This window comes from Aeromonas sp. QDB11, from assembly GCF_027705265.1.
In the GTDB taxonomy this organism is placed as follows: domain Bacteria; phylum Pseudomonadota; class Gammaproteobacteria; order Enterobacterales; family Aeromonadaceae; genus Aeromonas; species Aeromonas allosaccharophila.
This window is the reverse complement of the sequence record NZ_JAPDBM010000011.1, coordinates 38,135-56,850: the sequence shown is the minus strand read 5'-3', so window position 1 is coordinate 56,850 and position 18,716 is coordinate 38,135. Positions and strand designations below refer to the sequence as shown.

The 18,716-nt window shown below is 61.1% G+C and carries 16 protein-coding genes and 1 pseudogene; 10 read left to right on the top strand and 7 right to left on the bottom strand.

The features are described from left to right. Positions 1-34: 34 nt before the first annotated feature. A complete protein-coding gene (locus tag OKC40_RS05645) occupies positions 35-997 on the top strand; it encodes a LysR family transcriptional regulator (protein ID WP_182938071.1) in 963 nt (320 codons plus the stop codon). Here OKC40_RS05645 and OKC40_RS05640 read toward each other — a convergent pair. The 4 genes from OKC40_RS05640 to OKC40_RS05625 form a co-directional block, all read right to left on the bottom strand. Beyond that, positions 983-1,939, bottom strand: coding sequence for a sensor domain-containing diguanylate cyclase (locus OKC40_RS05640; RefSeq protein WP_182938072.1), 957 nt, complete (start codon positions 1,937-1,939; stop codon positions 983-985). The two genes, OKC40_RS05645 and OKC40_RS05640, sit on opposite strands and share 15 nt — an antisense overlap. Positions 1,940-2,135: 196 nt before the next feature. Beyond that, positions 2,136-2,852: an excalibur calcium-binding domain-containing protein gene (locus OKC40_RS05635; protein ID WP_182939781.1), complete on the bottom strand. Its 717-nt coding sequence runs from the start codon at positions 2,850-2,852 to the stop codon at positions 2,136-2,138. Positions 2,853-2,984: 132 nt separating this feature from the next. Next, positions 2,985-3,551 (bottom strand): cysteine hydrolase family protein, encoded by a 567-nt coding sequence (locus OKC40_RS05630; protein WP_182938073.1) that lies wholly within the window; start codon positions 3,549-3,551, stop codon positions 2,985-2,987. Between the two features lie 49 nt (positions 3,552-3,600). Continuing rightward, positions 3,601-4,764 (bottom strand): FAD-dependent oxidoreductase, encoded by a 1,164-nt coding sequence (locus OKC40_RS05625; RefSeq protein WP_234605596.1) that lies wholly within the window; start codon positions 4,762-4,764, stop codon positions 3,601-3,603. 265 nt (positions 4,765-5,029) lie between these two features. Between OKC40_RS05625 and miaB the strand changes: the two are divergent. The 5 genes and pseudogenes from miaB to lnt form a co-directional block, all read left to right on the top strand. Continuing rightward, positions 5,030-6,457 (top strand): annotated as a pseudogene (miaB, locus tag OKC40_RS05620) (tRNA (N6-isopentenyl adenosine(37)-C2)-methylthiotransferase MiaB); the annotation flags it as partial. Between the two features lie 138 nt (positions 6,458-6,595). Next, the gene (locus OKC40_RS05615; RefSeq protein ID WP_047438025.1) at positions 6,596-7,654 is read left to right on the top strand and encodes a PhoH family protein; all 1,059 of its coding nucleotides are present in this window, start codon (positions 6,596-6,598) and stop codon (positions 7,652-7,654) included. Continuing rightward, a complete protein-coding gene (ybeY, locus tag OKC40_RS05610) occupies positions 7,651-8,115 on the top strand; it encodes an rRNA maturation RNase YbeY (RefSeq protein WP_005354089.1) in 465 nt (154 codons plus the stop codon). The genes OKC40_RS05615 and ybeY overlap by 4 nt, the downstream gene beginning before the upstream one ends. A gap of 95 nt (positions 8,116-8,210) precedes the next feature. Further along, positions 8,211-9,095, top strand: a complete 885-nt coding sequence (gene corC, locus OKC40_RS05605) for a CNNM family magnesium/cobalt transport protein CorC (RefSeq protein WP_005354092.1) — start codon at positions 8,211-8,213, stop codon at positions 9,093-9,095. 148 nt (positions 9,096-9,243) lie between these two features. Further along, on the top strand, positions 9,244-10,788 hold the full coding sequence (lnt, locus tag OKC40_RS05600; protein ID WP_270794440.1) for an apolipoprotein N-acyltransferase: 1,545 nt from the start codon (positions 9,244-9,246) through the stop codon (positions 10,786-10,788). A 75-nt stretch (positions 10,789-10,863) separates the two neighbouring features. On the opposite strand, the gene recJ is transcribed toward lnt, so the two are convergent. Both recJ and OKC40_RS05590 read right to left on the bottom strand, forming a co-directional pair. Then, positions 10,864-12,594, bottom strand: a complete 1,731-nt coding sequence (gene recJ / locus OKC40_RS05595; protein WP_270794439.1) for a single-stranded-DNA-specific exonuclease RecJ — start codon at positions 12,592-12,594, stop codon at positions 10,864-10,866. Beyond that, entirely contained in the window at positions 12,560-13,207 is a 648-nt protein-coding gene (locus OKC40_RS05590; RefSeq protein ID WP_234605574.1) for a disulfide isomerase DsbC N-terminal domain-containing protein, read from the bottom strand. The genes recJ and OKC40_RS05590 overlap by 35 nt, the downstream gene beginning before the upstream one ends. 315 nt (positions 13,208-13,522) lie before the next feature. Between OKC40_RS05590 and mscL the strand changes: the two genes are divergently transcribed. After that, positions 13,523-13,933, top strand: coding sequence for a large-conductance mechanosensitive channel protein MscL (mscL, locus tag OKC40_RS05585; protein WP_042658573.1), 411 nt, complete (start codon positions 13,523-13,525; stop codon positions 13,931-13,933). Between the two features lie 72 nt (positions 13,934-14,005). Here the strand turns inward: mscL and xerD are convergent, their stop codons facing one another. Continuing rightward, positions 14,006-14,905 (bottom strand): site-specific tyrosine recombinase XerD, encoded by a 900-nt coding sequence (gene xerD / locus OKC40_RS05580; protein ID WP_139409508.1) that lies wholly within the window; start codon positions 14,903-14,905, stop codon positions 14,006-14,008. 250 nt (positions 14,906-15,155) lie between these two features. On the opposite strand from xerD, the gene fldB reads away from it, so the two are divergent. The 3 genes from fldB to OKC40_RS05565 all read left to right on the top strand — a co-directional run bounded on the left by fldB (position 15,156) and on the right by OKC40_RS05565 (position 18,617). Beyond that, positions 15,156-15,674 (top strand): flavodoxin FldB, encoded by a 519-nt coding sequence (gene fldB / locus OKC40_RS05575; RefSeq protein ID WP_075113479.1) that lies wholly within the window; start codon positions 15,156-15,158, stop codon positions 15,672-15,674. 202 nt (positions 15,675-15,876) lie between these two features. Next, positions 15,877-17,277, top strand: coding sequence for a TldD/PmbA family protein (locus tag OKC40_RS05570; RefSeq protein WP_270794438.1), 1,401 nt, complete (start codon positions 15,877-15,879; stop codon positions 17,275-17,277). After that, positions 17,277-18,617, top strand: a complete 1,341-nt coding sequence (locus OKC40_RS05565) for a TldD/PmbA family protein (RefSeq protein ID WP_270794437.1) — start codon at positions 17,277-17,279, stop codon at positions 18,615-18,617. The genes OKC40_RS05570 and OKC40_RS05565 overlap by 1 nt, the downstream gene beginning before the upstream one ends. Positions 18,618-18,716 lie beyond the last annotated feature (99 nt).

The following is an 18,716-nucleotide window of genomic DNA, read 5'->3' as shown; positions in this document are numbered from 1 at the left end:
ATCAATAAATCGCCACTTTGGATAACCAATTGGAATGAAATTCGACTTGAGGCAACTGCAGGCGTTTGTGACGCTGGCCGACACCGCCAACTACCGGGAAGCGGCCAGCCGCCTCTTTATCACCCAACCGGCCCTCACCAAGCAGATCCAGGGACTGGAGCAGACGCTGGGCTGCACCCTGTTCAAGCGGGGCCGCCACGGTGCCGAGCTGACGGCGCTCGGCGCCCAGCTGCTCACCCAGGCAAGCGCACTGGTCAAACACGGCAGGGAATTTGAACGTCACGCACTGGCGGTGGCGAGCGGCGTGGCCGGTCGGCTCAAGATCGGCTTCGGGCTGTCCAGCTTTGCGCTGGCTCCTTCGCTGGTCGCCCGCTTCAAGCAGCAGGTACCCGATGTGATGGTACACATGCAGGACATGACCTCAGCCACCCAGCATGAGCGTCTACTGTCGGGTCAGTTGCAACTGGGCTTCATGCGCAGACCACAGGCCCCTCAATTGCAAGAGTACAGATTGCTGACCGACCGGCTGGTGCTGGCCGTTCCCAGCCAGATGACGGGGCCGGATCCGGCCACCTTCGACGTTGAGTGGGCCCTCGCCAACCAGCCCCTGCTGCAAATGGTCGGCCATCGTTGTCCTGGGCTGAGCCAGCAGATCGCCAGCTTCCTTGGCGCCAACCGGCTGACCGCCATAGTCCAGGAAGCAGAGGATATACAGACACTGGTCGCGTTGGTGGCCGCCGGGATCGGCAACGCCATACTGCCACGCAGCGTCAGCTTTATCGCGGGCCAGGGCGTCACCCTCTACCCCTTGTCCGGGCCAAAGTCAGAGTGGGAAATCAGTCTGGTCTGGAATTCCGAGTTTGCCGATCCCATTCGCGATCGATTCCTGCAGCTGGTCATGGCGGCACATCCCGCACCTCAGCAGGCTGAGTCAGAAGGGATAAAGCCTCGCCACGGTCCCATTATCGAATGTGGCCTTCACTCAAGGGTTGGGTAATGAGGGACAAGCCACGCTGTGGCAACGGTTCTTCCCCTCCTTCTTGGCCGTGTAGAGAGCCATGTCGGCTGCGGCCAGCAGCTCATCTTCCGAGATCAGCACCCGCTCCGGGAGCTGGGTAGCAATGCCGATACTGGCGCTGAGCCGGGCATCGCCCAGCTCATTCATACTCAACTCCTTGATCCCGAGGCGAATCGCCTCCCCCATCCTCAAGGCTGCCTCCTTGCCGGTATTGCCGAGGACCACCGCAAATTCATCGCCCCCGAACCGGCTTGGCAGATCCGCAGGCCGCTGGCAAAAGGCGTTGAGCAGGTGACCCACCTGCCGCAAGAGATCATCTCCAACCTGATGGCCGAAGTGATCGTTGCACGCCTTGAAGTTATCGAGATCCAGCATGATGAGGGAGAGCGGGGTATGTTCACGCATGCTGCGGCGCCACTCGTTATGCAGAAAACTGTTGAACAGCCGCCGATTGGCCAGTCCGGTCAGGGGATCATGTTGGGAGAGGCTGGCCACCTCCAGCTCCAGCAGCTTGCGCTCGGTGATATTGGTATGAGCGATGGCATAAAACTCGGTGTCAATGCCGACCACAGGGGCCACCCGCATCATAAACCAGCGCTGGGTATCCGGGCTGTGGCAGGGGTACTCCAGACAGAACTTCTCCTGAATACGGCGCAACACCCGGCGGATCCCCTCCACGGCACTCTGGGCTAACGGCTCATCGGTGCGGTCACAGACCTCCGTATAGTTGACCCCGATCCAGTCATACCCTTTGGGCATGCCGTTTTGCTCGGCAAACAGATCCCAGGCGAGATTGGTGTAATGGATCACCCCATCCCGATCGATCACCGAGATCTGATCCTCCAGCGAATCCAGCAGCGCGGCCAGATAATGGGATCGCTCGGCAAACTGGCTCCGAGGCTTCTCTCTTTCATCCACCATAGTGGCCATCCTGTGGCAAACGTGGCGCATCGCCATCTATTAACAGTTGCATCAGCAGTTAGAGTAAAGCACCCAATAACCACTTGGCCAACTGAGACCATTCATCGATAGGCCCCATCCGGCAAGGTTTCAGGCCAGCGCCCCCGCACCGGATAACAAGAACAGGTTATGAATGTATTTGACTGATAAGTAACATTTAATGCCCACACCACTGATTTTCACAGGGGATGCCATCTCCCTCTCCGTCCATTTTGGTATTCGGGCAGTTTTGCAAAAACCAGGTTGCCTCCTCGCAGGAGGTCATCTGGGAACAATGCTGCCGGCCATCACACTGGTAGCGTTGAGCCGGTTGCGATGAGACTTCACTGAAACTGCTGCCACCGCTGCTAACAGAGGGGGTCGGCAAGGGCGCCATCGACTCGGCCGAGAAGCGGGAATAGATGGAAAAGAGACCGGCGAGCACCAGCAGGGGGATCAGTTTGCCGCGCCAGCTGCTCTTGCGGCGCCGATAGGGGTTACTTCGCTCTCTGGTCGCGGTGGATCGTGGCGGCTGACTTGCCGCCCGCCATGATGGAGTTGCCGATGGTGTTGCTGATGGTGTTGCTGATCTTGCTGCTGATGATGATGCAGAAAATGACGCGGCCGATGGCCCTGCATCCGCCAACGTGAGCGGCCGCTCGGGGAAAAACACCTGTAGCGCCCTCGGCTTGCCATCCTGACCACTGCCGATCAGATAGGTGACGCGCTCCCCCGGCTCGGGCACGCGGCCATCTGATTGCAGCGCCGTGACATGCACAAACAGCCCTGCACTGCGTGATCCATTGGTTGTCTGCTCGGTGCCCTCTTGCTCCGGAGTGATAAATCCAAAGCCGCGCGCCTCGTTCCAGCTCGCGATCCGTCCCTGATAACGCATCTGTCCATCCTTGTTGCTATCCATGTGAGCACTATCTTGCCTGACAATCATGTTGCCCAAAAGCGCTGCGGCCCGACAGGGGGCCGCAGGGTCAATCTCAAAACGGTGATCGAGCGCAGCCTGCGTTAAGGATCAAGCCAGCTGGGACACCTTGATGATCTCGGCGATGCGACCCAGCATCCGCAGCGAGGTGTGATGCTCGATGGCATCTGCGGCGGCGCAAGCATCCTCCAGAATGGTGATGGCGTAGTCGCGATCGTGGCCATCCCGCGTCGCAGCCTGAATGGCCCAGCTGGTGCTCACCCCGCACAAATAGAGGTGGTCGATGTGATTGGCCCGCAGAGCAGGCTCCAGCGCCGTGCCATAGAAGGGGCTGACCCTGGGCTTGGCCAGCACCAGATCACCGGGTTGCACATCCAGATCCGGATGAAAGTCGGTGCCGCTGTCAGCCAAAGAGAGCGCCCCCAACTGGTGAGCGCGACCAAACATGGGAGACCCCTTGGGTTGCAGCAGATAGCCGCCGTCAAAGCCCACCTTGATCAGCACGACCAGCCAGCCGTTGGCGCGGGCATGGGCCAGCGCCTGATTGGCATGCGCAACAGTATCCTGCTCCAGCACATGGGCTGCAGAGGCGGCAATGCGCCCGTCGGGATGGGCAATATCGTTGATAAAATCGATCACCAGCAGTGCCTTGTTCATCACCTTTGCTCCTTCGCGCATTCAGCCCGTGCTATCTGGTTTCTACCTGTCAAACCAGCCCCAGTGCATAGCGCAGTGCCATCTCCTTTAAGGGGCCAGCTTTATCCGCCAGATTGAGAGCCAGATTGCGGGCCAGCTTAAGGGGGCCAATCTCGTTGCTGAACACCCCATAGAAGAGATCCATCCCCGACTGCATCAGCAGGTTGTCGGGACGACGGTGCCGCTCGTAACGGTCGGCCAACGCCAGTTGATGCCAGTCGGCGCCAGCTCCTTGCAGCAGATCGGTCCAGCAGGCCACATCCTTGAAGCCAAGGTTGACCCCCTGCCCCGCCAGCGGGTTGATGGTGTGGGCAGCATCGCCAAGCAGCACCACCCGACCGGCGTGATAGTCGTTGGCGTGGCGGCGCACCAGCGGGAAACTCCCCTTGCCGGTGACGGTGAACCCGCCGAGCCGGCTTGGGAAGTGGCGGCGCACCTCGGCGGCAAGCCCTTCGTTGCTCATGGCTGCCAGCGCCCGGATCCGGGCCGGGCTGTCATACCACACCAGGGAGCCGTGCTGGCCAGGCAGCGGCAGGAAGGCGCGCGGGCCGCTCGGGGTGAACTGCTGCCAGGTGATATCTTCCTGCGCAAAGTCGGTGTCGATATTGATCAGCATGCAGTGCTGGCGGTACTCGAAGCGCGATACGCCAATACCGGCCAACTTGCGGGTGTGGGATTCGGCGCCGTCGCAAGCCAGCACCCAGCGGGCGGCCAGCTCGCTGCCGTCATCCAGAGTCAGCACAGCTTCATCCGAGCTCTGGCGCAGGCTGGTCACCGCCGCCGGGGTGTGGGTCTGGATGGTGGGGAAATCCTCCATCCGCTTGAGCAGGGCGAGCTGTACCAGCCGGTTCTCGATGATGTAGCCGAGCTGGGGCAGGCCGAGATCGGCGGCGTTGAAGCGGGTAGCAAAGCCATCCAGCTCCCAGGTTTCCAGCCGACGGTAGGGGCACAGCCGCATCTGCTGCAGATGGTGCCAGGCACCGGCCTGCTCCAGCAGCGCCACCGAGGCCTGACTGATGGCGGAGACCCGCAGATCCAGCGGCTGCTCCGGCGCGTAATGCTCCGGCAGTTGCGTCTCGATGACCCGTACCGAGAGGCCCTGAGCCGCCAACAGGCAGGCGGTGGCGGCGCCCACCATGCCGGCGCCGACGATGGCGATATCACACTGTTCCATACATGTATTCCTGAAAGGGTGCGTCCGGCGACAGCGCCCGGACGTGAACCGGATGGCTGCATGATAGCGCAAGGTCGCCTGATAAACAGTGAGGCAAATGGGGAATTGCTGCGTCAAATCAAGGAGAAAGCTTATTGAGCTTGCTGGCAACAGGTATCGGGTGAGCACCATTGCCAGCTGGATATTAGCTAGGCAGTATCCAGATTGCGGAGTAAAATGCGCGGTCCTTTGACCATGCCGATTTCAAAACAAGTCAAGAGAAGCAATGAGCAAGAAACTTCACATTAAAACCTGGGGTTGCCAGATGAACGAGTATGACTCGTCCAAAATGGCCGACCTGTTGGATGCCAGCAATGGCTACACGCTTACCGAAGAGCCCGAAGAGGCAGATGTCTTGCTGCTCAATACCTGCTCCATCCGCGAAAAAGCGCAGGAGAAGGTGTTCCACCAGCTGGGACGCTGGAAAAAGCTCAAGGCCAAAAAGCCCGGTCTGGTGATCGGCGTGGGTGGCTGCGTTGCCTCTCAGGAGGGCGATGCGATTCGCCAGCGCGCTCCCTATGTGGATATCGTGTTCGGCCCGCAGACCCTGCATCGCCTGCCCGCCATGATCAAGGAAGTGCAAGAGGGCCGTGGTGCCCAGGTTGATATCGCCTTCCCCGAGATCGAAAAATTCGACAGCCTGCCCGAACCGCGCGCCGAAGGGGCTACAGCGTTCGTCTCCATCATGGAAGGCTGCTCCAAATACTGTACTTACTGCGTGGTGCCCTACACCCGCGGTGAAGAGGTGAGCCGTCCGCTGGACGACGTGCTCTATGAAATCGCCCAGCTCGCCCAGCAGGGCGTGCGCGAAGTGAATCTGCTCGGCCAGAACGTCAACGCCTACCGCGGTCCGACCTTTGATGGCGGCATCTGCACCTTCGCCGAGTTGCTGCGTCTGGTGGCCGCCATCGACGGTATCGATCGCATTCGCTACACCACCAGCCACCCGATCGAATTCACCGACGACATCATCGAAGTCTACAAAGATACCCCGGAAGTGGTCAGCTTCCTGCACCTGCCGGTGCAGAGCGGCTCCGACCGCATCCTGACCATGATGAAGCGCCCGCACACCATCCTGGAGTACAAATCCAAGATCCGTCGCCTGCGTGCCGCCCGTCCCGACATCACCATCAGCTCCGACTTCATCGTTGGCTTCCCGAATGAGACGGACGAAGACTTTGAAGCGACCATGAAGCTGATCGAGGATGTGGGTTTCGACATGAGCTTCAGCTTCATCTTCAGCCCGCGCCCGGGCACCCCGGCCGCCGACATGCCTGACGATGTCGACATGGAAGTGAAGAAAGCCCGTCTGGCTCGCCTGCAGCACGTCATCAACAACCAGGCGATGCAGATTGGCCGCGCCATGCTGGGCACCACCCAGCGCATCCTGGTGGAAGGGCCCTCCAAGCTCGACCCGATGCAGCTGTGTGGTCGCACCGAGAACAACCGGGTGGTCAACTTAGAAGGCCAGCACACCCTGATCGGCGGCTTTGCCGACGTGGAGATCACCGAGGTGCGTCCCAACTCCCTGCGCGGCAAGTTCATCCGCGGCGAGAGCGAGATGAACCTGCGGATCGCCACCGCCCCGAGCGAAATCCTGGCCCGTCGCCCGGATAACGTACCGGACGAACTCGGAGTAGCCGCGTTTACCCCCGCCCAGAGCGAAATCCCGGTTAAATCCAACCGCCCGGATAACGTACCGGACGAGCTGGGCGTGGCCGCCTTCACACCCCATTAATCCCCTCCTCCCCATTCGCCCGGCGGATGGGGAGCGCCTTGAGACGAGGATATTTTGAGCCGACACATCTCGACCCTGAATCTGCATCTGGAGCCCGCCGACAACCAGCGCCTTGCCAGCCTGTGCGGCCCCTTCGATGACAACATCAAGCAGCTGGAGCGCCGCCTCGGCGTCGAGATCAGCTACCGTGACAGCCACTTCCAGCTGGTGGGCAAACCGGCCCAGCTGGATGCCGCCGCCGTCATCCTCAAGCACCTCTATGTGGAAACCCAGCCCCTCAAGGGTGGCAAGGTGACCGACATCACTCCCGACATGGTCCATCTGGCCATTCAGGAGTCGCGGGTGCTGGAGCAGGATGACGAACCGGCGCCGAGCATCCCCTATGGCAAGGAGGTGACGGTCAAGACCAAGCGCGGTCTCATCAAGCCACGCAGCCCAAATCAGGCCCAGTACATTGCCAATATCGTGCGCCACGATATCTGCTTCGGCATCGGCCCGGCCGGTACCGGCAAGACCTATCTGGCGGTCGCGGCAGCAGTGGATGCGCTGGAGCGTCAGGAAATTCGCCGCATTCTGCTGACTCGTCCGGCGGTGGAAGCGGGCGAGAAGCTGGGCTTCCTGCCTGGCGATCTCTCCCAGAAGGTGGATCCTTACCTGCGCCCGCTCTACGACGCCCTGTTCGAGATGCTGGGCTTTGAGCGGGTCGAGAAGCTGATGGAGCGCAACATCATCGAGGTGGCGCCGCTCGCCTATATGCGCGGAAGAACCCTCAATGACGCCTTTATCATTCTCGATGAGGCCCAGAACACCACCACCGAGCAGATGAAAATGTTCCTGACCCGGATCGGCTTCAACTCCAAGGCCGTGGTCACCGGCGACATCACCCAGGTAGACCTGCCGCGCAACGCCAAATCCGGCCTGCGCCACGCGCTGGAAGTGCTGCCAGGGGTCGATGGTCTGTCGTTCAACTTCTTCGAGTCCAAAGACGTGGTGCGCCACCCGGTGGTGGCCCGCATCGTGCAGGCTTACGAGGCATTCGATGCCAAACAGGCAGCGGAAAAAGCAGCCCCCATTTTTGGGAAAGAGAGCATCGGCAAAGAGAGTGAACAATGAGCGTAACCCTGGATCTGCAGCTGGCCAGCGCCAGCACTGACGGCCTGCCCACCGAAGCCCAGTTGCAGGGCTGGCTCGACGGCACCATTCTCGGCTTCCAGCAGGAGGCAGAAGTGACGGTGCGCATCGTCGACGAGGCGGAGAGCAACGAGCTCAACCTTACATATCGCGGCAAGGACAAGCCCACCAACGTGCTCTCCTTCCCGTTCGAGGCGCCACCCGGTCTGGAGCTGCCCCTGCTGGGCGATCTGGTGATCTGCCGTCAGGTGGTAGAGCGCGAGGCCGAGGAGCAGGGCAAGCCCCTGATGGCCCACTGGGCCCACATGGTTGTGCACGGCAGTCTGCATCTGCTAGGTTATGACCATATCGAGGATGAGGAAGCCGAAGAGATGGAAGCGCTTGAGCGCGACATCATGCAAGAGCTAGGTTTTGCCGACCCTTATCTGAACGACGAAGAGTAAAGAACCGGATGGTCATCGTCTTGAAACAGCAGATGGCCATCCTTATATAACCCGAACTATTTCAAGTGTGTTCATACGAGTAACCAAGAGAGAAAATGACCGACGATCACCCTAGTACCGGCTCGCCGAAGAAAACCTGGCTCGACAAACTCAGCCAACTCTTCCAGGGCGAGCCAAAAGACCGCAATGATTTGGTAGACGTGATAGCCGATGCCGAAGAGCGCGACCTCATCGATCAGGACACCAAGGACATGATCGAGGGGGTGCTGGAGATCGCCGATCTTCGCGTGCGCGATATCATGATCCCCCGCTCCCAGATGGTGACCATCGAGAAGTCCCAACCGGTGGATGCAATCCTGCCGGTGATCATCGAGTCCGGCCACTCCCGCTTCCCGGTGATCAACGAGGACAAGGATCATGTGGAGGGCATTCTGCTCGCCAAGGATCTGCTCCCCTTCGGGTTTGGCGGCCATCACGCCAGCGAGCCGCTGCAGCTCGAGAAAATCTTGCGCCCCACGGTGATCGTGCCGGAAAGCAAACGGGTTGACCGTCTGCTCAAGGAGTTCCGTGAAGAGCGCTACCACATGGCCATTGTGGTCGACGAATTTGGTGGCGTCTCCGGTCTGGTGACCATCGAAGACATACTGGAACTGATCGTTGGCGAGATCGACGACGAGTTTGACGACATCGAGGATGAGCCGGACGAAATCCGCCGCCTCAGCAAGCGGGTCTTCTCCATCAGCGCCCTGACCGAGATCGAGGATTTCAACGACTTCTTCGGCACCAAATTCAGCGATGAAGAGGTGGATACGGTGGGTGGTCTGGTAATGCACGCCTTCAGCCACCTGCCCAAGAAGGGCGAGGAGATCGAGCTGGACGGCTACCTGTTCAAGGTGATGCATGCCGACCGGCGCCGTCTGCAGCAACTGCAGGTGAAGATCCCCGAGCACCACGCGGCGGCGCAATCCGAGCCGCAATAAGCAGATCCGCTCGATGTGTGAAACAACGCCCCGACCTCGGGGCGTTGTGCTCTCTGCCACCGGCATCGAGGCTCGCCGTTGCCCCGCTTACAGGTTAAGATACCGGCCATTCGACCCCAGTTGCACACCAAGACGAGCACCATCGCCCGTGAGATTATCCCCTATTACTTCCAAAATTCTGTTAAGCCTCAGTGCATTGGCCTCTGGTGCCATCGCCGTGCTGGCCTTCTCCCCCTTCGGCTACTGGCCGCTGGTGATCCCCTCCCTGCTTGGCCTCTACGCCCTGATGGACAAAGCCACGCCGAAACAGGCTGCCTGGCGCGGTTTTGGCTACGCCATGGGACTCTTTTTGCCGGGGCTGTGGTGGATCCATGTCAGCATGACCGAGTTTGGCGGCATCCCGCTGCCGGTCGCCTTCGTCCTGCTGGCCGGGCTCTCCGCCTATCTGGCACTCTACCCGACGCTCGCCTGCTGGGTCTTTGCCCGCTTCTTTGGCGGCCGTCACTGGAGCCGCTGGCTGCTCGCCTTCCCGGCCCTCTGGTTGGTCGCTGACTGGCTGCGCGGCTGGGTGATGACCGGCTTCCCCTGGCTCTGGTTTGGTTACAGCCAGATCGACGGCCCCCTCAAGGGCTTTGCCCCCATTCTCGGGGTGCAGGGCATCACCCTCGCCCTGTTGCTGTCCGCCTCCGCTATCTGGCTGGTGTGGAAGTCCCGCTCCCCGCTCTGGCTGGCGGTGCCTGCCCTGCTGGTGGCCGGTGCCCACGGTCTGATGCAGCTCAACTGGGTGACCCGTGGCGAGCCGGTCAAGGTGGCACTGGTGCAGGGCAATATCGCCCAATCCCTCAAATGGGATCCGGAGGCGCTGGCCCCCACGGTGCGCACCTATCAGGACTTGAGCCGCGAGAATCAGGATGCTGACATCATCATCTGGCCGGAGTCGGCGATCCCGGCCATCGAGAAGGCGATGGGCCCCTATCTGGAGAATCTGGACAAGGCGATGAAGGTGAACGATACCGGCCTGCTGGCCGGGATCATTCACTACGACGAGCAGCAACAGCGCTTCTACAATACCGTGCTCGGCATGGGGGTGCAGGATGCGGATGGCAAGGAGTCCTACTTCTACAACCACTCCAACCGCTACAACAAGTACCACCTGCTGCCCATCGGCGAGTTCGTGCCGTTTGAAGATCTGTTGCGCCCCATCGCCCCCTTCTTCAACCTGCCGATGTCCTCTTTCAGCCGGGGTGACGAAGTACAGACAAACCTGATCGCCAAGGGGCTCAAGTTTGCCGCCGCCATCTGCTACGAGATCATCTTCCCGGAAGAGGTGCGCCGCAACGTCAATACCGATACCGACTTCCTGCTGACCGTCTCCAACGACGCCTGGTTCGGCACCAGCATCGGCCCTTGGCAACATATGGAGATCGCCCGGATGCGCGCGCTGGAGCTAGCTCGTCCGCTGCTACGGGATACCAATACCGGCATCACCATCGTTACCGACATCGACGGCAGCATCATCGGCCAGATCCCGCAGTTTGAAGCGGGCGTGCTGCGCAGCGAGGTGCGTCCCGCCCACGGCGAGACCCCCTACATGCGCTTTGGCAGCTGGCCCCTCTACGGTCTGACCGTGCTGCTGCTGGGTCTGGCGCTGGCGCTGCGCCCCAAGGCTCACCCCTGGGCCCGCGAGCTGTAACGCCAATCCGCAATCCCCGATAAACAACGAGGCGCCCGCAGGCGCCTCGTTTTTTATCATGTACAGGGACGTGGCTTAACCACCAGCGGCTTCCAGATGCTCCACCAGCAGTTGCACGCTGCGGTTGCCGCGCCACTCGTTGACATCGAGCCGATAGACCAGCCGCACCCGCTTGACCGAGGCATCGGGCCAGCGCTTGAGATCGACCCCGAAGGCGATGGCATCCACCGCATAGCCGGAATCGGTAGTCAGCATCATCTTGAGGTGCTTCTCCCCCACCAGCCGCTGCTGCACCAGCACGAATTCGCCGTCAAATAGCGGCTCGGGGAAGGCCTGACCCCAAGGGCCGGAGGCGCGAATCAACTCCGCCAGCTCGAGATTTAGCTCGTCCGGCAGCAGCTCGCCGTCGGTGAGCAGCACCCCGGTCAAGAGCTCAGGGGTCACCAGCTCGCTGATGACCGCCTCAAACGCCCGACCAAAGGCCTCGATATTGGCCTTGGGCAGGGTCAGCCCCGCCGCCATGGCGTGGCCGCCAAACTTGCCCATCAAACCGGGGTGGCGGGTATCGAGCAGTTCCAGCGCATCGCGCAGGTGCACCCCGGGGATGGAGCGGCCGGAGCCCTTGAGCTCGGTCTCGCTGCTCTCGGCAAAGGCGATGACCGGGCGGTAGTACTTCTCCTTCACCTTGGAGGCCACCAGCCCCACCACCCCCTGATGCCATTCGTTGCGGTGCAGCACTATGCCCGACGGCACCTCGCCATCGCGAAAACGGATCTGCTCCAGAGTGGCGAGCGCCTCCTGCTGCATCCCCTGCTCGATCTCCTTGCGCTCCTGATTGAGGCTGTCCATCTCGGAGGCGAGCTGGCGCGCCAGATTGAGATCATCGCTCAGCAAACAGGCGACCCCGAGCGACATGTCATCGAGGCGGCCCACCGCGTTGAGGCGCGGCCCCAGCGCAAAACCGAGGTCAGCGGCGGTGAGGCGGCGACCATCGCGGCCCGACACATCCACCAGCGCCTGAATGCCCGGGCGACAGCGACCGGCCCGGATCCGCTGCAAGCCCTGATGGACCAGAATGCGGTTGTTGCCATCGAGCGCCACCACGTCAGCCACCGAGCCAAGCGCCACCAGATCGAGATAATCCGCCACATTGGGGGCGCGCAGCCCTTGCCGCTCATACCAACCGAGCTGGCGCAGGTGGGTGTTGAGAGCCGCCATCAGATAGAAGGCCACCCCCACCCCGGCCAGCGACTTGGAGGGGAAATCGCAGCCATGCTGGTTCGGGTTGACGATGGCATCGGCGTCAGGCAGCTCCTGACCCGGCAAATGGTGATCGGTAACCAGTACCTGCATGCCCGCCGCCTTGGCCGCCGCCACCCCGGCGATGCTGGAGATACCGTTATCCACCGTGATCAGGAACTCGGCGCCACGGGCCACCGCCAGCTCGACAATTTCGGGGGTGAGGCCGTAGCCGAACTCGAAGCGGTTGGGCACCAGAAAATCGATGTGGCGACCGCCCATGGCGCGCAGCGCCAGCACGCACAGGGCCGAGCTGGTGGCGCCGTCGCAATCGAAGTCACCGACGATGAGGATCCGTTTCTGGGCAGTCAGGGCATCCGCCAGCAGCGGCACCGCCTGCTCCATGCCATAGAGGCGCTGGGGCGGCAACAGCTGGCTGGCGCTGCGCTCCAGCAGGGCGGGATCATCTACGCCACGGCTGGCGAAGATTTGGCGAAGCAGGGGATGCAGGGTGGCAGGCAGATGGGAATCATCAACTCGCGGACGACGACGGATTTGCAGGGACATCAATATGATCCAGTATCTTGAGCAGCTGTTCGGGGCTCTGATACCCGCGCACCAGATCCCCGTCAGAGGAGACCCAGGCCGGCAGTACCTTGACCCCCAACCATTGGCTCAGGCCAATATTTTGGATAAGGGTCTCACTACATGCCGTTTGAGGCAAATAGGCTTTTAACGGATCATTTTGCAGCAGGGGGTCGCTGCACCAGTCCGCCGCCCGTTCGGCATGATCAATGACGGGATAGAGCTCGACGCTCACACCGGATGCCTGCAACTGTTGCAGTGTGGCGGAGAGCTGACGGCGTGCCGCATCCTGTTCGCCGAGAAACAGCGCCACCCGGTGACGCTCATCCCGGGCCTTGAGCACAATGGGTGTATGGGCCACCTGAGCCAGGCCCAGTCGGCGCTGCTCACGCATGCCAGAGATGGTCAGGTTCTTCATGTCACGGGTCATATCCAGCATGATCCCCTGCACCACATAGTCCCCTTTGGCATCGCTGTAGAGCACCCCCTGGGAGGTGCCCAGCATATACAACCCCGCAATCGGGGTCGGTTCAACCAGATAGACGGGCACCCCCAGTCGGGCCGTGATGGTCTGTTTCAAGGCTTGGGTATCCATCCCCGCTCTGGCAGCAAATGTGCACAAAAGCATCATTCCCAGTAGTAAATACTTCACTTGTTTACTCACGTGGTATGAATGAATCGACCAAGCAAACTACAGCAGCACAGCTCATTATTCAACCTGCTACTTACCAAAAAATTAATATCACTTTGTACCAAAAAAATGATTCCCTCCGATTGCCAAGGACTCATAACGCCCGCAAGCTAGTCAGGACGACAGGAATAACGCGGCTTCGCCTCTGTTTTCCTGACAAGAGTTCGCCCTTTGGCAAGGGGCATCAACGCGCTATCTTGTTTAATTTCGGAGGAAATAATGAGTCTGATTCAAGAGTTCAAAGCCTTTGCCGCCCGCGGCAACGTCATCGACATGGCGGTCGGTATCATCATCGGTGCTGCCTTCGGCAAAATTGTCTCCTCCTTTGTCGGTGACGTGATCATGCCGCCCATCGGCCTGATCCTCGGTGGCGTGGACTTCAGCGACCTGGCGGTCACCCTGAAGGCTGCAGAGGGCAGCACCCCGGCCGTGGTCATCGCTTATGGCAAATTCATCCAGACCATCATCGACTTTCTGATCATCTCCTTCGCCATCTTCATGGGGCTCAAAGCCATCAACACCCTCAAGAAGAAGCAGGAAGAGGAAGCCGCCGCACCGGCAGGCCCGACCAAGGATCAGGAGCTGCTGACCGAGATCCGCGATCTGCTCAAATCCCAACAGGGGAAATAAACGCCACCTCCTGTCGTGTAATGCCAAAAAAACCGCCTGCTGGCGGTTTTTTGTTTTTGGGAGGCCAAGCACTCAGGCTCTGGGGTGGTGCTCACCGTGCAGTACCTTGAGTCGCTCGTTGGCCACATGGGTGTAGATCTGGGTGGTGGAGAGATCCGCATGGCCCAGCAGCATCTGCACCACTCGCAAGTCGGCGCCGTGGTTAAGCAGATGGGTGGCAAAGGCGTGGCGCAAGGTATGGGGGGATAGCTCGCCGTTGATCCCGGCCCGCTGCGCGTAGAGCTTGATGCGGTGCCAGAAGGTCTGGCGGGTCATCATACGGGCCTGTTTGGAGGGAAACACCACGTCCGAACTGGTGCCCCCCAGCAGCAGGGTGCGAGCCTCCCGGTAGTAACGCTCCAGCCAGTGCATCGCCTCCTCGCCCATCGGCACCAGCCGCTCCTTGTTCCCCTTGCCTACCACCCGCACCAGCCCCTGACGCAGGCTGACATGCTCGGCGGTGAGCCCCACCAGCTCGGAAACCCGCAGCCCGGTGGCATAGAGCAACTCCAGCATCGCCTTGTCCCGCAGCTCCAGCGGGTCATCCACCAGCGGCGCACTCAGCAGGGCATCCACTTCCGCTTCGCTTAAATCGGAGGGGAGTTTTTTCGGCAGCTTGGGCCCCTCCAGCAGCACGGTCGGATCATCGCTGCGCAGCTTCTCGCGGTTGAGATACTGGTAAAAACGGCGCAGCGCCGACAGGAAACGGGCGGTGCTGCTCGCCGCAAACTGGTGATCGACCCGCCAGGCAAGGTAGTGCTGGATCTCGTCCATCCCCGCCAGCAGCAGCGAGCTACCCTGCTCATCGAGCCAGAGGGAGAACTTCTCCAGATCGCTGCGATAGGAGCTGACCGTGTTGTCAGACAATCCCCGCTCCAGCCAGAGGGCGTCGAGGAAGGGTTCAATCAGGGGATGGGGGTCGGGCTTGCTCATGGTGCGCTGCAATCAGTGGATCGATGGCCCATTGTAACGCGCCAACTCCTTGGAAAGACAAGGCACTTTCATTGGAAAGATAAGCCACTTTTGCCAGGCCCCTTGTCGGGCGGTGAAGGTCGAATGGCAATCTGCTAGACTGGCCCCCTCCCCTTACGTTACCCATCGTGTTGCCCACATGGCGTCGTCCACACGAGCAAGCGAGAAGGCGCCAAAAGCAAGCGAGAAAGCGCCAACAGAGAGAAGAGCGATGAAGATTGGTCTGTTTTACGGTTCCACCACCTGTTACACCGAGATGGCTGCCGAGAAGATCCGCGCCCTCATCGGCCCCGAGCTGGTGGATATTCACAATATCAAGGATGTCTCCCTGCGCCGGATGGAGGATTACGAGATCCTGATCCTCGGCATCTCTACCTGGGATTTCGGCGAGCTGCAGGAGGACTGGGAGTCCCGCTGGGAAGATATCGGCGATCTCCATCTGGAGGGACGTATCGTGGCCCTGTTTGGCCTCGGCGATCAGCTCGGTTATGGCGAATGGTTCCAGGATGCCCTCGGCATGCTGCACGATCAGCTGGTGCCCAAAGGGGTCAAGCTGGTGGGCTACTGGCCCAACGAAGGGTACGAATTCGATGCCTCCAAGGCACTGATCGACGATGGCCGTCACTTCGTCGGGCTGGCGCTGGACGATGCAAATCAATATGACCAGACCGATCCGCGCATCGAGCAGTGGGTCGAGCAGATCCTGAGCGAAATCCACGCCCTGCTCTGATCTTTACCCCTTCTCCCAAGGTGGCCACTCACCCGCTGATGTGGCCGCCCGGGCGCAGTTATCGCACCGATTTTCTCAATCGGTATCATCGCGTGACGCTATAGCGACTTTTTTGTGCTGGTCTGCAACAATGGACTCGACATCCCATAACAATCAGAGCCGGATGTCGGAAGCAAACGGACAGACCAGAAAAGGATATTCTATGACTCCATTCTCCCTGTTGGCCCCCGCCATTGCCCGTGACGTGCTCGATCACGCGCTGGCGCTGGGTGCCGATTTCGCCGAGCTGTTTGTCGAGCGCAAGCGCCGCAGCCAGCTCAGCCTGCTCTCCAGCCAGATAGAGAACATCAGCGGCGGCCTCGATTTCGGCATCGGCGTGCGCCTCTGTTACGGCCACAAAGTGCTCTACGGCTACACCAATCTGGCCAGCCGCGACGAGCTGCTGCGTATCGTCACCTTGCTGGCGGCCAAAGACCGCCGTGACCCGGTAGTGACCGCCACCGCCTTCGATTTCACCCGTCTGAGCGATCGCAACCCGGTGGCGCTGCCGCTGTCGGCAGACAAGCAGCTGGAGCAGAAGATCGCCTATCTGCACGCCATGGATGCGGCCGCCCGCGCCGAGAGCGGCAAGGTGAGCCAGTTCTCCGGCAACGTGCTGGGCTGGGAGCAGGAGGTGGAGATCTTCAACAGCGAAGGAGTGCAAGTGGCCGATCGCCGCCACTACAACCGCATCATGGCCCAGACCATCGCAATGGAAGGAAGCGAGCAGAGCGTCGGTTACGAGGCCCCCGGCGCCCTGATGGGCTGGGAACATGCCGAGCGCATCGATCCGCGCGAGCTGGCCCTCACCGCCACTCGTCAGGCACTGGTGAAGCTGGGCGCGGCTCCCTGCCCGAGCGGCACCCTGCCGGTCATCATGGAGAACGGCTTTGGCGGCGTCATCTTCCACGAGGCGTGCGGCCACCTGCTGGAGACCACCTCGGTAGCCAAAAAGGCCTCGGTGTTCCACGACAAGATGGGCCAGCTGATCGCCAATCCGGTGGTCAATGCGGTGGACGAGGGACTGCAAGGCAATGCCTGGGGCTCCATCAACGTCGATGACGAAGGGATGGCGACCCAGCACACCCAACTCATCAAGGACGGCGTGCTAGCCGGTTTTCTGGTGGACAGAATGGGCGCTCTCAAGACGGGCTACGCCCGCACCGGCTCGGGTCGGCGCGAATCCTACAAGTACGCCCCCACCTCGCGCATGCGCAACACCTATATCGAACCGGGCAACCACAGCCTCGACGATATGCTGGCCACGGTAGAGCACGGCATCTACGCCAAAAAGATGGGGGGCGGCTCGGTACAGCCCGGCACCGGTGAATTCAACTTCAACGTGCAGGAGGCCTACCTCATCGAGCACGGCAAAATAACCAAACCGCTCAAGTCGGCCACCCTGATCGGCACCGGCCCGCAGGTGCTGAAAGAGATCTCCATGGTGGGCAGCAATCTGGCGCTGGCCGCCGGTATGTGCGGCTCGGTCTCGGGCTCGGTCCCCACCTCGGTGGGCCAGCCGGCTCTCAAAGTGGACAATATCCTGGTGGGAGGGAACGCCTGATGAGCCAACTCGATATGAACCAACTGCTCACCCGCCTGCTGGATAAGGTGGCCGACCTCGGTGCCGAGGCAGACATCATCGCCAACCAGGATAAAGCCTTCTCCCTCAAGGCTGACAAGGGCGAGCTGGGTGAATACAAGGTCACCAGCAGCCAGCAGCTCGGTATTCGCCTGATCAAAGAGGGTCGAGTCGGCATCGCCTACTCGGAATCTCTCGATGAGCTGGCGCTGGATGCCATGCTGCAGGATGCGCTCGATGCCAGCCGCTTTGCCAAGGTGGATCCGGATCAGCGCATCTCGGTGGCCAATAGCCGGATCACCACAGATTGTGCCGAGATCAACCAGCCCGATACCACGCTGGTAGAGGAGAAGATCGCCCTGGCCCTGCGTCTGGAGTCTGACATGCTGGCCATGCCCGATGTGAGCGGCGCCCCCTACAACAGCGTCTTCGAAGGTGAGAGCCAGCTCTGGCTCGCCAACAGTCAGGGCACCCTCTGCCACCACGGCGAGTTCAGCGTCGGTTGCTACACCTCGGCGCTGGTGGAGCGGGATGGCCGCCAGTCGATGCACTCGCAGGGGCAGTATGGCCGTCGCTTCGACGAGCTGGATAGCCAGCGGCTCATCGAGCAGATCTACGCCATCGCCGATGGCCTGCTGCCCGGTGAAGCGGTGCCGAGCGGTCGCTACAGCGTTATCTTCAGCACCAACTGCTTCGCCAGCCTGTTTGGCAGCTTTCAGGGTGTGCTGTCGGGCAAGTGGGCCCAGCAAGGGGTCAACCCCTGGCGCAGCAAGGTCGGCCAGAGCGTGGCGTCACGCTGGCTCACTCTGGAGAGCCGGGTCTATATGCCGGGTGGCATGAACATCAAGGCGTTTGATGGCGAGGGGGCAGCCAGCTCGGATCTGCTGCTGATTGGCGAAGGGGAGCTGAAGACCCTGCTCCATAACAGTGCCACCGCCCGCCACTTTGGCGTCGCCAGCAACGGCTCGGCCGCTCGCGGTGCCCGCAGCGCCCTCGATGTGACCGCTCGCCATCTGGTGTTTGGCGCAGGTCCCCATAGCGAAGCGGAAGTGCAGAGCGGCGACTATCTGGAACTGGTCAAGCTCGATGGCCTGCATTCCGGTGCCGATGCGGTGAGCGGCGACTTCTCCTTTGGTGCGTCAGGGTTCCTCTGTCGCGATGGCGTGCGACTCCAGCCGGTGCGCGGCATCACGGTGGCGGGCAACTTCTACCGCCTGCTCGGCGAGCTGGAAGCGGTCGGTGACACCCTGCATCACAACGATGGCAAGGGCTTCTACGCCCCGCTGATCCGTTTTGGCGGCCTCTCCGTTGCGGGCAAGTAATCCCGCCCATCCATAGAGAGAGGCGCCTGATGGCGCCTCTCTCTTATTGGCAAGCAAATTCGCAAGCAGGGTGTCGATACCTCTGGCTAAATGGACGAT